The sequence below is a fragment of the Mesorhizobium sp. M1403 genome, assembly GCF_040317695.1.
Classification (GTDB): Bacteria; Pseudomonadota; Alphaproteobacteria; order Rhizobiales; family Rhizobiaceae; genus Mesorhizobium.
In genome coordinates this window covers 169,288-181,509 of sequence record NZ_JAMYKY010000007.1, presented here as the reverse complement: position 1 = coordinate 181,509, position 12,222 = coordinate 169,288, and the positions used below count along the sequence as shown (strand labels likewise).

At 65.1% G+C, this 12,222-nt stretch carries 10 protein-coding genes; 2 read left to right on the top strand and 8 right to left on the bottom strand.

Annotated elements, in window-relative coordinates; translation table 11 throughout:
- Positions 1-19 precede the first annotated feature (19 nt).
- Positions 20-145, bottom strand: a complete 126-nt coding sequence (locus NKH01_RS15090) for a hypothetical protein (protein WP_352856511.1) — start codon at positions 143-145, stop codon at positions 20-22.
- Between NKH01_RS15090 and NKH01_RS15085 the strand changes: the two genes are divergently transcribed.
- Positions 123-1,019: an MBL fold metallo-hydrolase gene (locus tag NKH01_RS15085; RefSeq protein WP_353020823.1), complete on the top strand. Its 897-nt coding sequence runs from the start codon at positions 123-125 to the stop codon at positions 1,017-1,019. The two genes, NKH01_RS15090 and NKH01_RS15085, sit on opposite strands and share 23 nt — an antisense overlap.
- Before the next feature lie 248 nt (positions 1,020-1,267).
- Here the strand turns inward: NKH01_RS15085 and NKH01_RS15080 are convergent, their stop codons facing one another.
- From NKH01_RS15080 to NKH01_RS15060, 5 genes are all read right to left on the bottom strand, one after another.
- Positions 1,268-2,137 (bottom strand): patatin-like phospholipase family protein, encoded by an 870-nt coding sequence (locus NKH01_RS15080; protein ID WP_353020821.1) that lies wholly within the window; start codon positions 2,135-2,137, stop codon positions 1,268-1,270.
- Positions 2,134-3,384: a M16 family metallopeptidase gene (locus tag NKH01_RS15075; RefSeq protein WP_353020820.1), complete on the bottom strand. Its 1,251-nt coding sequence runs from the start codon at positions 3,382-3,384 to the stop codon at positions 2,134-2,136. The genes NKH01_RS15080 and NKH01_RS15075 overlap by 4 nt, the downstream gene beginning before the upstream one ends.
- Positions 3,385-3,670: 286 nt before the next feature.
- Positions 3,671-5,035 (bottom strand): M16 family metallopeptidase, encoded by a 1,365-nt coding sequence (locus NKH01_RS15070; RefSeq protein ID WP_353020817.1) that lies wholly within the window; start codon positions 5,033-5,035, stop codon positions 3,671-3,673.
- Between the two features lie 104 nt (positions 5,036-5,139).
- Entirely contained in the window at positions 5,140-5,694 is a 555-nt protein-coding gene (gene rsmD / locus NKH01_RS15065; protein WP_352849091.1) for a 16S rRNA (guanine(966)-N(2))-methyltransferase RsmD, read from the bottom strand.
- Positions 5,675-7,726 carry a pseudouridine synthase gene (locus NKH01_RS15060; protein WP_353020815.1) on the bottom strand — a complete coding sequence of 684 codons (2,052 nt, stop codon included), beginning with the start codon at positions 7,724-7,726 and terminating at the stop codon, positions 5,675-5,677. The genes rsmD and NKH01_RS15060 overlap by 20 nt, the downstream gene beginning before the upstream one ends.
- Before the next feature lie 76 nt (positions 7,727-7,802).
- Between NKH01_RS15060 and NKH01_RS15055 the strand changes: the two genes are divergently transcribed.
- Positions 7,803-8,255, top strand: a complete 453-nt coding sequence (locus NKH01_RS15055) for a nucleoside deaminase (RefSeq protein WP_023717130.1) — start codon at positions 7,803-7,805, stop codon at positions 8,253-8,255.
- Between the two features lie 86 nt (positions 8,256-8,341).
- On the opposite strand, the gene NKH01_RS15050 is transcribed toward NKH01_RS15055, so the two are convergent.
- Positions 8,342-9,022, bottom strand: coding sequence for a hypothetical protein (locus NKH01_RS15050; protein WP_023717129.1), 681 nt, complete (start codon positions 9,020-9,022; stop codon positions 8,342-8,344).
- Positions 9,023-9,217: 195 nt separating this feature from the next.
- Positions 9,218-12,208 carry an isoleucine--tRNA ligase gene (gene ileS, locus NKH01_RS15045; protein WP_353020812.1) on the bottom strand — a complete coding sequence of 997 codons (2,991 nt, stop codon included), beginning with the start codon at positions 12,206-12,208 and terminating at the stop codon, positions 9,218-9,220.
- Positions 12,209-12,222: the final 14 nt, after the last annotated feature.

Here is a 12,222-nt window from a genome sequence, read left to right as displayed (position 1 = left end):
GGCAGAGGCAGCCTCATTGTCAGGCGAAAGCATACATTACGTCTATTTTGTCGGCCTTCAATACGCATTCCGCTTTTGCCATCTTGCGGGCATCGAGGCCGCCGAATTCCCAGGAGACACCCATGTTCACACGGAGAAGCATCATGAAAACCACCCTCGCCGCCGGCGCTGCCGCCGTCTTTGCTCCCGCCGGGCTTGGCCATGCGGCCGGCGGGCTTTCCTGGAAGCATTTTCCGGCCGGGCAAAACGGCTTCTTCCGCGCCCCGGTGCTGGTCTCCGGGGCCACTGAGGCCGTGCTGATCGATGGCGGTTTCACTTACCCCGACGGCCGGGCAGTGGCCGAGGCGATCAAGGCGACGGGCAAGACGCTCACCACCATCTATGTCAGCCAGTCCGACCCGGACTATTATTTCGGCCTCAAGCTGATCAGGCAGGCGTTCCCGCAGGCACGGGTGATCGCCGCAGCCGAGACGGTGGCCGCCATCAACGGCAATGTCGACAAGAAGCTCGCCGTCTGGGGGCCGCAGCTGAAGGAGAATGGCCCGCAGGCGCTCGCCGACGTCGTCATCCCCGAAGCGTTCGACGGCAAGACGCTCAGCGTCGATGGCGAGAGCATAGAGATCGTCGCCGCGGAAGGCCTCGCCAACCGGCGCTATCTCTTCGTGCCGTCGCTGAATGCGGTGTTCGGCGGGGTGGTGATCTTTGCCGGCGTGCATGTCTGGACCGCCGACACGCCGACCAGGGAACTGCGCGCCGCCTGGCTGGCCAATCTCGAAAAGATCGCGGCGCGCAAGCCGGCGATCGTCGTGCCCGGGCACATGATGCCTGAGGCCGCTACGGACCTTTCAGGCGTCGAGCACACCAAGACCTATCTCATCGCCTTCGAGGAAGAACTGGCAAAAGCCAAAGACGCGGCCGCGCTGAAGAGCGCCATGGAAGCCCGCTTCCCCGGCCTCGGCATGGGCGTTGCGCTCGACATCGGCTCCAAGGTTGCCACCGGCGAGATGAAGTGGGGCTGAAATGGCCGCCAATCTCGACCCTCGAGGGGGAGATCGGAAGCTTCAGCCTCGGCGCTCGATCCTGCAATGCTGGTGATAGGCGAAAGCGCGATGACAGCCAATCTCCCCCCTCGTGGGGGAGATGCCCGGCAGGGCAGAGGGGGGCGCGAATGAACGCCGGCCTTCGCGCCCAAACTTACCGCCCCTGCCCGCCTGATGTCGACACGCTCATGGGCCAGCGGGCGCTGACGCCAAGCGCTTGATTACGGTCATCCGCCGAGACGGTTGGTGCGCTTGCTGGCTTCGGCCTTGGCCCGCGCCTCGACCGCCCTTTCGATCTCGCGCTTCAGCTCGTCCTTGATCGCCACCGTCTCGGCCATCAGCGCCTCGACCTTCATGAAATCGAGCACGCGGTATTTCGACACCGCCGGCCGGATCAGAATGTCGGGCCGGCTCTGGTTCAGCTTGCTGGCGATGATCGACTGCATCATCAGCTGCGTGGCACCGAACATCAGGTCGACGGAGGTTGGGAATTTGCGCCCGGCCTCGGTCGGCGCGCCGACCACGTCGACGGCGATGATGATGTCGGCGTCGAGCTCGATCAGATCGAACGGCACGGGATTGTAGATGCCGCCGTCGATCAGCAGCCTGCCGTCGCGCATCACCGGGCGGAACACCGCCGGGATCGCCGCCGAAGCGGCCAGCGCCGAATGCAGCTCGCCTTCGTCGAACACGGCGAGCTTGTGGCCATAAAAGTCCGTTGCCGTCACCTTCAGCGGTATTTTGAGTTCGGCGAAGGTCTCGGGGATGGCATCGGGCAGGAACGCCTTGAGGATGCGCTCGACATTGAACTGGCTAACCCGCAAGCCGCCCTGCAACGCTTCGGCAAAGGTGCCGGGCCGCGCCCGCCACATGCGCGTCGCCACTTCGGCGCGGCGGCCGAGGATCGAGCGCGTATAGTCGTGAATGTCCTTGCCGGTCATGCCCGAGGCCATGCCGGCGCCCATGATGGCGCCGATCGACGAGCCAGCGATTGCCGCCGGCCTTATGCCCAGTTCGTCCAGCACCTCGATGACGTGGATATGCGCCAGCCCACGCGCGCCGCCGCCGCCAAAGGCGATGCCGAAGCTAGGGCTCATCCCTTGTTGGCCTCACCCAGCTTCGGCCCGACCACCATGACGGCCGGCTCGGCGGAGAGCAGCTTTTTCGCCGCTGCCTTGACCTGGTCCAGCGTCACCGCGTTTATCAGCCCGGCGCGGCGCTGCATGTAGTCGATGCCGAGCTTGCCGAGCTGGATCTCGAGCAGCGTTGACGCAATCGCGCCGGAGGAATTCAGATTGTTGATGGCATAGGCACCGATCATGTATTTCTTGGTCGCCGCCAGCTCGGCTTCGGTCGGCCCCTCCTCGGCCATGCGCTTGACCACGTCGCGCACCACAGCCAGCGTCTCGGCCGCCCTGTCGGCGCGGGTCGAGGTGGTGATGGACAGCGCCTCGGAATGCTGGTGGTCGACGAGGTCGGAGCTGACGCTATAGGCCAGGCCGCGCTTCTCGCGCACCTCGTCGAACAGCCGCGAGGTGAAGGTGCCGCCGCCCAGGATCTCGTTCATCAGCACCGCGGCGAAGAAATCCGGCGCGTTCCGCTTCACGCCGGGATAGGCGAGTTGCAGCGAGGCCTGCGGCTGGTCGTAAACGACCTCGAGCTGCTGGCCAAGTTTCAGGTCGATGTCGGGAACGGGCGTAAGCGCCTGCTTTTCCGGCAGGCTGCCGAATACCAGGTCGAGCTTCTGCTTCAGCGTCTCGGCGTCGATGGCGCCTACCACCGCGACATGCAGACCGTCGCGGGCGAAATTCGCCTTGTGGAAAGCGCTGAGATCGGACGGCGTGATCGTCGCGATGCTTTGCCTGGTGCCCTGGTCCGGCCGCGCATAGGGATGCCTGCCGTAGATCGCGTCGAGCCATTTGCGCTGGGCGAGCGTATCGGGATCGCGCTCGTTGGCGATGATGCCGGACAGGATTTGCGCGCGGATGCGGTCGATCGGCACCTGGTCGAAGCGCGGCTGGTTGACCGCCACGCGCAGCAGGTCGAAGGCGCCGTCGCGCTGCTCGGCCAGCATGCGCATCGAGCCGTAGATTCCGTCGCGCTGCGCATCGAAGCTCATCTCGGCGCCGACATCGTCAAGCTTGACCTGGAAGGCCTCGCTGTCGAGGTTGCCGGCACCTTCGTCGAACAGACCGCTCATCAGGTTGGCAAGCCCTTCCTTACCGGGCGGATCCTGCGTCGCGCCGCCATCGAAGACGAAGCGGATGGCGACGATCGGCACCGAATAATCCTCCACCAGCCAGGCGGTGATGCCCTTCGACGAGGTCACCTCCTGGATGTTCATGGCAGCACGAGCCGAAAGCGCCGGCAGGATGAGGAAGACGAGGGAGAGGATGAGGGTCGCTAGAAGAGGGCCGGAGCACGCGTGCTTCCCTTCTCCCCTTGTGGGAGAAGGTGGATCGGCGCGAAGCGCCGAGACGGTTGAGGGGTGTTGGACGGAGTGCCGTTGGTGCCAAGCTGGAACACCCCTCATCCGACCGAGCTTTGCTCGGCCACCTTCTCCCACAAGGGGAGAAGGGGAGGAGCCCGGGGGAGAAGGCAGAGCGGGACCGTGCTGGTTCATCATCAAATCAATTCCCAGCCTGGGTTTGCGGCAGAAGATAGCCGGTCGTTGCGTGGTCGAGATTGAGATAGCGGGCAGCGACCGCCTTGACCTGGTCGGCGGTGACCTTGCGGATGCGGTCGGGCCATTGCTGGACGTCCTGGACGTTGCCGCCGGTGGCGAGCGTCGAGCCGTAGATGTTGGCCATGTCCTCCTGCTTGTCGCGGGCAAAGATCATCGAGCGGACGAAACGGTCCTTGGATTTTTCCAGCTCATCGCTGGTGACGCCGTCTTTCGCGATGCGGGCGATCTCGGCGTCGACCGCGGCCTCGACGTCGGCAAGCTTGGCATCGCCGCGCGGCGCGCCATAGACGGTGAAATTGCTATCGTCGAGCATCGTGCCCTGGAAGAAGGCGCCAGCCGCGGCGGCTATCCCTTGCCTGACGACAAGCTCCTGGTAGAGCCGGCTGCGGTTGCCGCCGCCGAGGATTTCGGACAGCACGTCGAGCGCTTCGGCTTCGCCGGGCTTTGCCGTGTGATAGGACGGAACCACCCACTGCGTCGTAAAGCTCGGCACGCTGACGCGCCCGTCGGTCAGCGTCACCGTGCGCCTGGTGTTCTGCTCGGGCTCGATCGGGCGGATCCGCGGCGGAAGATCCGGGCCGCGCGCGATCTTGCCATAGGTCTTTTCGGCCAGCGCCTTGACCGTTTCCGGCTCAACATCGCCGGCCACCACCAGCACGGCGTTATTGGGCGTATAATATTTGTTGTAGAAGGCCATCGCGTCGGTGCGGTTCAGCTTCTCCATCTCCTGCATCCAGCCGATGACCGGGATGCGGTAGGGCTGGTTCTGCCACAGCGTGGCGTCGATTTCCTCGTCGAGCACCGCCTGCGGATTGGAGTCGATGCGCGAGCGGCGCTCCTCGAGGATGACGTCGCGCTCGGTCTTGATGACATCGTCGTTGAGGATGAGATTGCGCATGCGGTCGGCCTCGAAGCCCATCATCTCACCGAGCGCCTGCGGCACCACTGTCTCATGAAAAGCGGTGTAGTCGTAGGAGGTGAAGGCGTTGTCCGAGCCGCCGATGGCGGCGACGGCGCGATCGAGCTCGCCGGCCGCATGGTTGCTGGTCGCCTTGAACATCAAATGCTCGAAGAAATGGGCAATGCCGGATTTGCCCGGCGGCTCGTCGGCGCTGCCGATCTTGTACCAGACCATATGGGTGACGATCGGGGCGCGGTGGTCGGGGATGACGACGACCTCCATGCCGTTGTCGAGCAGGAAATCCGTCACCGCGCCGTCGTCGGGATTGTTGTCCGCCAGAGCCGGCGCGGCCATCACCAGGGCCAGTCCCAAGAGCGTTCCGCGCAGCCATTCAGCCTGAAATGTCATAGATGGCTCCGGTTTGGGGTGGAACGATAGGCGGGGTTGCTGGTCGAGGCAAAGCGAATTGTTCGTCATTTTGAAGGCGCTGCTTCCTCGCCAATTGCGGGGCCTCACCCAACCTCGATGAAGCGGATGACCGTCTCGCCATAGTTGCGCTCGTCGACAACCGAAAAGCCCGGCCCCGCCTCGAACGTCGCCGCCGCCGCTTCTTCGACGACGCAGAGCGCGCCGGGGGCGAGCCAGCCGCCGGCCTTGGCCGAGCGCAAAGCGCGTTCGCCAAGGCCTTTGCCATAGGGCGGATCAGCAAAGACGAGGCCGAATGCGGCAATGGTGCCCGCCTCGCCCAAGGCCGTCGCGTCGCGACGGAAGATCTTGGTGCGGCCGGTGAGGCCGAAAGCCTCGACATTGGTGCGGATCAGGCCGCGCCCTTCGGCGGATTCCTCGATGAAGACAGCATAGGCAGCGCCGCGCGACAGCGCTTCGAGGCCGAGCGCGCCGGTGCCGGCGAACAGGTCGAGCACGCGCGCGCCGTTCAGTTTTTCGGGAAAGCGATGCGCCAGCACGTTGAAGACCGCCTCACGCGTGCGGTCGGTCGTCGGGCGGATGGCAAAGGTGCGGGGCGTCGCCAGCGGACGCCCGCGAAGCTCACCGCCGACGATCCGCATTGCTTCCTTTCGGGCCGCCACGCGGCCGGTCGCCACCGCTATCCGAACGTTCGCCACGAGGCTTGCCGAACGGCTTTGCACCGCCGGGCTTGCCATAAGACGGCTTGAAAGCGGCCTTGCGCGCCTTGTTTTCCGCCGCCTTGGCGGCGTCTGCCTCCGCCCTGCCCTTGCCGATCGGCCGCGCCCCCGGCGCCATCCAGACATTGGCCTTGCGCTGGCCCGGCGGTTCGATCGGCCGCTGCTCGCGTTCGGATTTCTTGCCGCCGAAGCCGCCACGAGGCTTGTCGCCACGGGGTTTGTCCCCGAAGTCGCCGCGTTCAGGTTTGGCGCCACGCTCGCCAAAGCTCCTCTCCGGTTTTGTCGACAGCTTGCCGAGCGCTTCGTCGCGGCTGCCTTCGCGGCGCTTGCGGTTCTTGATCAGGCCGCCCTCGCCGATCGGACGGCGTTCGCCGTCACGGGTGAATTTCGGCCGCTCGGGCTCCTCCTCCCGCTCACGCCTGACCGGCTTGTTGGAAAACGGCTTGGCGATATCGGCGTCGAAATTGGCACCGGACTCTTCGACCAGGCGCTCGCCGAGCTGGTCGCGCAGCACGCGGCCCTTGATCTCCAACACATGGCCTTCCGGCAAATCGTCGAGCTGGAACGGCCCATAGGAAATGCGGATAAGCCGCGTCACGTCGAGACCGAGCGAGCCCAGGATGTTCCTGACCTCACGGTTCTTGCCTTCCCGCAGGCCGAGCGTCAGCCAGGCATTCGAACCCTGCTCGCGGTCCAGCGTCGCCTCGATGGCGCCATAAAAGACACCGTCAACGGCAATGCCTTCGCGCAGGCCCGCGAGCGCGCTTTCCTCGACCTTGCCGTGGACGCGCACGCGGTAGCGCCGCAGCCAGCCGGTCGCCGGCAGTTCGAGCACGCGCGACAGGCCGCCATCATTGGTGAGCAGCAGCAGCCCTTCGGTGTTGATGTCGAGCCGGCCGATGGTCATCAGCCGCGGCAGCCCGGGGGGCAGCACGTCGAAGACGGTCTTGCGGCCTTCGGGATCGCGGTTGGTGGTGACCACGCCGGCCGGCTTGTTGAACAGGAACAGCCGCGTGCGCTCGATCGGCGGGATCTCCATGCCGTCGAGATGGATGATGTCGCCGGGCATCACGTTGAAGGCCGGCGAGGTCAGCGCCCTGCCGTTGACCTTGACGCGGCCGGCCGCGATCAGTTCCTCGGCATCGCGGCGCGAGGCCAGGCCGGCACGCGCCAGCCGCTTGGCAATGCGTTCGCCGGCTTCTTCCGTTGCCTCGACGCGACGCGGACGCGGCTTGAAGCCGCCCTCCGATGCCGCCTGTGCCCTTTGTGCCCCTTGCGGCCGATCGCCGCCAAAATCACGCTTAGGACGATCCCCGAAGTCACGCTTGGGACGGTCGAAGCGCTTGTCGCCGTGCTCGCCTTCGGCAGCGGCCGGCCGGTCGCCGCGGGGCGCGTAGGGCTTGCGCGGACCTTCGCGCTTCTCATAAGGCTTGCCCTCCGGACGCGGCCCTTTGCTGAATGGCCTCTCGCTGCCTTTGAAGTCGCGCTTCGGCCGCTCGCCTTCGGCAGCTGCTGGCCGGTCGCCGCGCGGTGCATAAGGCTTGCGTGGGCCTTCGCGCTTCTCATAAGGCTTGCCTTCCGGACGCGGCCCTTTGCTGAACGGCCTGTCGCCTTCGCGCTTCGGCTTGAAGTCACGCTTCGGCCGTTCGCCTTCGGCCGCCGCCGGCCGATCGCCGCGCGGTGCATAAGGCTTGCGTGGACCTTCGCGCTTCTCATAAGGCTTGCCTTCCGGACGCGGCCCTTTGCCGAACGGCCGGTCGCCTTCGCGCTTCGGCTTGAAGTCGCGTTTCGGCCGTTCGCCTTCGGCCGCCGCCGGCCGATCGCCGCGCGGAGTGTAGGGTTTTTTGACGCCGAAGGACGGCTTGCCACCCTTGCCGGGAGCGCCATCGCGACCACGCGGCCCCGCCGGTTTCGGGCCGGCCTTGCGCGGGAATTTCTTGTTTTTGTCGTCCATGTGGCCTTTGCTCGTTTGCGCGGGTAGTAACAGGATCGCGCTCTAGTGGCGAGGAGATAATCGGAATGGAAACCGCGTGAGGCGGCAGGATTTCATGGCGCTGGCGCTGAAAGAAGCCGAAGCCGCCGCCCTGCGTGGCGAGGTGCCGGTTGGCGCGGTCGTCGTCGGCGGCGATACGGTCGTTGCGAGTGCCGGCAACCGCACCCGCGAGTTCGCCGATCCGACCGCCCATGCCGAGATGCTGGCGATCCGCGAGGCCTGCCGCAAGCTTTCCAGCGAGCGGCTCAGCGGCCACGATCTCTATGTGACGCTGGAGCCGTGCACCATGTGCGCCGGCGCCATCTCTTTCGCCAGGCTGCGCCGGCTCTATTTCGGCGTCGCCGACGAGAAGGGCGGCGCAGTCGTCAATGGCGTTCGCTTCTTCACGTCACCGACCTGCCATCATGTGCCCGACATCTATCCTGGCATGGCCGAGAACGCTGCAGCAGCATTGCTGAAGGACTTTTTTCGCGAGCGACGCGGACCCTGATTTTCCTGGTTCGGCAGACGGACCGAATCCAAGTCAGCCAATCCAGTTCAGCCAATCCAGGCCAGAACGTCTCTGGCGCCGTCAGTCTACCAGGGCAGCCAGTCGAACATGCCGCTGCTCTTGCTCTTGGCGGCCGCCTCCCTTTTGAGGCGGCGTTCCTTCTTGTACTCGTCCTCGCCGAGGTCACCCTGCGGCGCAGTGTCGGCGGCAGCGCGGTATTGCACCGGCGGCTCGCTCAGATATCTGCGGGTGGTCGGGTCGCCCTGTTTGCCTTCAGCCCGGCGGCGCATGATTTCCGCGGCGCGGTCCTTGTCCGAATCGGCCGGAGTCCAGGCTGGCGGGTGGCTCGAGCCCGACTGCTTCAGCGCGGCCTTGACCGACGCCGGATCCGTCTGCACGTCATCGATGACCTGCGCCTGGTAGGCCGGGTCGTCCTGATGCAGGGTGGCATCGGCGCGCAGGCGGGCACGGCGCTGCTCCGGCGATTCGGGCCATTCGGCACTCGCCGTCTCGATGCTTTCCTGCGGCGGCGGCAAGACTTCCTTCTGCCCCGGCCCTGGCTTCACCAGCGTGGGGCGCGGCTTGTAGTCGATACTATCCTTGCGTTTGGGTGCGAAGGAAAAAGCCCCGGTGAGGTCGCCGGCAAGCTGCGCGCCCGCGGTCTTGTCGGTCCCGTAGGTGGGCGAGCCCATGCAGCCGGACAAGGCGAGGCTCGATACGACAAGCGGCGCCAGCAGCGCGACGCGCGCGTAAGTTCTCTCGGTCATGCCAAAAAGTCCCACTGTAGACAGCCTCTCGATTGCCGCCGGCCAAAGAAAGGTCCGGCCCCCATCGCCTATGCTCTTCCGACGGAATTCCGGCGACAATTTGTCGTCCGGAGTTTCGCGTGTTTACCTCAACCACTCGTTAAGGGCAACGCACGGGGGCCGATCGGCCGCCCGCCGTGGCAATTGTGCACCGCCTTAAAGGCGGCTCAAAGCCTTCAGCTCATGCAGGACAGCTGCGTCCCGGGCCGAAACATCCGGGAATTCCGGATCTGAGCCGACATCGGCGGTGTAGCGCCAGGAGCGTGCGCATTTCACCAGGCCGCGGTCCTCCGCCTTCTCGACGACCACGGCGACGCCTTTGACATCGTCGAGGGTAAAGCCGCCCGCCGGCGCCTTGCCGTGCGCGATAACCAGATCGCTGGTGATCGCCATCTCGGCCATGTCGACATCGGCGATCGCCGCTTCGAGTAGGGCATCGTCGAGAGTGACGACCGGCACCGCTTCCAGCGAAGAGCCGATGACCTTCTGCGCGCGGGCGATCTCCAGCGCGCCGGTGACGACACGGCGGACCTGCCGCACCTTGCGCCACTTCTCCGCCAGCGCCTCGTCCTTCCAGTCCGCCGGGATCTCCGGGAACTGGTCGAGATGCACCGAGACGACATCCGGATGACGGTCGAGCCAAGCCTCTTCCATGGTGAAAGGCAGCATCGGCGCCAGCCATTTCACCAGACAGTCGAAGAGATGGCGCACCACCTGCACGGAAGCCTTGCGCTTCACGCTGGAAGGCGCTTCGCAGTAGAGCGCATCCTTGCGGATATCGAAATAGAAGGCCGACAGCTCGATCACCATGAAGTCGAGCAGCGCGCGGGTGATGCGCTTGAATTCGAAGGCGTCGTAGCCCGAGCGTACGACTTCATCGAGCTCGGCGAGCCGGTGCAGCATCAGCCGCTCCAGCTCCGGCATCTTGTCCAGCGGCACCTCCTCGCCATCGTCATGGGCGAGCGTGCCCAGCATCCAGCGGATGGTGTTGCGCAGCTTGCGGTAGGCGTCGATGTTGGTCTGCAGCACGTTTTTGCCGAGCCGCTGGTCTTCCCAATAATCGGTCGTCACCACCCACAGCCGCAAGATGTCGGCGCCGGACTGTTTGATGACGTCCTGCGGCACGACGGTGTTGCCGAGCGACTTCGACATTTTCCGCCCCTCCTCATCCATGGTGAAGCCATGGGTGACGACGGTGTCGTAGGGCGCCCTGCCCCTGGTGCCGCAGCTTTCGAGCAGCGAGGAGTGGAACCAGCCGCGATGCTGGTCGGAGCCTTCGAGATAGACGTCGGCCGGCCATTTCAGGTCCGGCCGGTCTTCAAGCGTGAAGGCATGCGTCGAGCCCGAATCGAACCAGACGTCGAGGATGTCCATCACCTGCTGCCAATTCGAGGCATCGTGATTGCCAAGGAAACGCTCCTTGGCGCCGGCGGCGAACCAGGCGTCGGCGCCTTCCTTCTCGAAGGCGTCCATGATGCGCTGGTTGACCGCCTCGTCGCGCAGGACATTGCCGTCGGCATCGGCAAAGACGGCGATCGGCACGCCCCAGGCGCGCTGGCGCGACAGCACCCAGTCGGGGCGCTCCTCGATCATGGCGCGGATGCGGTTCTGCCCGGCGGCGGGCACGAAGCAGGTGTCGTCGATGGCTTTCAGGGCGCGGCTGCGCAGCGTCGTGCCGTCGCCAAGCTCCTTGTCCATATAGACGAACCATTGCGGCGTGTTGCGGAAGATGATCGGCTTCTTCGAGCGCCAGGAATGCGGATAGGAGTGCTTCAGCCGGCCGCGCGCGAACAGCGCGTTTCGCTTGATCAGCTCGTCGATGACGGCCTGGTTGGCGTTGCCCTTCTTGCCACCGTCGTCGATAACGCGCGCCGCTCCACCCTCGCGGTCCGGGCCGAAGCCCGGCGCGTCCTTGGTGAAGAAGCCGGCATCGTCGACGGTGAAGGGGATCGCGGTGTCGATGCCACGCTGGCGAAGATCAGAGGCGGCATCCATCCAGGCGTCGAAGTCTTCTCGGCCGTGTCCCGGCGCGGTGTGGACGAATCCGGTGCCCGCATCGTCGGTGACATGATCGCCGGCCAGCATCGGCACAGGGAATTCGTAGCCACCACCCAGACTTTTGAGGGGATGCGAAAGCGTAAGATTTTCAAGCTCTTCGGCGCCAACGCTGCGAAGACGATTCAGGGTGACCTTGGCCTTCGCGGCAGCGTCGTCTGCAAGTTTCTCGGCAAAGATCAGCTTTTCGCCGGGCTGGGGGCCAAAGGCGTTCTCGGCCGCCGTGACCTCGTAGAGACCATAGTTGATGCGCGGCGAGTAATTGACGGCGCGGTTGCCGGGGATGGTCCACGGCGTCGTGGTCCAGATGACGACGTTGGCATCAAGCAGATCGAGCGACGTCTGCGTCAGCTTGGGATCCAGGGCTGGCTGCCCATCATCGATGTTGATGACCTGGCGAGCGAGGCTGACGACCGGAAACTTCGCCCAGATCGTGTCCGACTCATAGTCCTGGTATTCGACCTCCGCCTCGGCCAGCGCGGTGCGCTCGACCACACTCCACATCACCGGCTTGGAGCCGCGATAGAGCTGGCCGGACATGGCGAATTTCAGCAGCTCGCCGGCGATGCGCGCCTCGGCGTGGAAAGCCATCGTCGTATAGGGATTGTCGAAGTCGCCGACGACGCCGAGGCGCTGGAATTCGGAACCCTGCACCTTGATCCAGTGCGCCGCAAACTCGCGGCATTCCTGCCGGAACTCGTTGACCGGCACCTCGTCCTTGTTCTTGCCCTTGGCGCGGTACTGCTCTTCGATCTTCCATTCGATCGGCAGGCCGTGGCAATCCCAACCGGGTACATAGTTCGAGTCATAGCCGCGCATCTGGAATGAGCGGGTGATGACGTCCTTGAGGATCTTGTTCAGCGCATGGCCGATATGAATGTTGCCATTGGCATAGGGCGGGCCGTCGTGCAGCACGTATTTTTCGCGGCCGGCTGCGTCTTCGCGCAGCTTGCGGTAAAGGTCCATATCCTGCCAGCGCTTGACCAGCAGCGGTTCCTTTTCCGGCAAACCGGCGCGCATCGGAAAATCCGTCTGCGGCAGGTAGAGCGTTTTGGAATAGTCGATCGTCTCGGCGGTCTCGGTATCAGTCATTCGTCTGCCATATG

Excerpts from the sequence above, each read along its gene's own strand:
- NKH01_RS15050 (WP_023717129.1), bottom strand. The coding sequence starts at position 9,022 with ATGACCGAGAGAACTTACGCGCGCGTCGCGCTGCTGGCGCCGCTTGTC.
- rsmD (WP_352849091.1), bottom strand. The coding sequence starts at position 5,694 with ATGCGGATCGTCGGCGGTGAGCTTCGCGGGCGTCCGCTGGCGACGCCC.
- NKH01_RS15075 (WP_353020820.1), bottom strand. The coding sequence starts at position 3,384 with ATGAACATCCAGGAGGTGACCTCGTCGAAGGGCATCACCGCCTGGCTG.
- NKH01_RS15060 (WP_353020815.1), bottom strand. The coding sequence starts at position 7,726 with ATGGACGACAAAAACAAGAAATTCCCGCGCAAGGCCGGCCCGAAACCG.
- NKH01_RS15090 (WP_352856511.1), bottom strand. The coding sequence starts at position 145 with ATGATGCTTCTCCGTGTGAACATGGGTGTCTCCTGGGAATTCGGCGGC.
- NKH01_RS15080 (WP_353020821.1), bottom strand. The coding sequence starts at position 2,137 with ATGAGCCCTAGCTTCGGCATCGCCTTTGGCGGCGGCGGCGCGCGTGGG.
- NKH01_RS15070 (WP_353020817.1), bottom strand. The coding sequence starts at position 5,035 with ATGACATTTCAGGCTGAATGGCTGCGCGGAACGCTCTTGGGACTGGCC.
- NKH01_RS15085 (WP_353020823.1), top strand. The coding sequence starts at position 123 with ATGTTCACACGGAGAAGCATCATGAAAACCACCCTCGCCGCCGGCGCT.
- ileS (WP_353020812.1), bottom strand. The coding sequence starts at position 12,208 with ATGACTGATACCGAGACCGCCGAGACGATCGACTATTCCAAAACGCTC.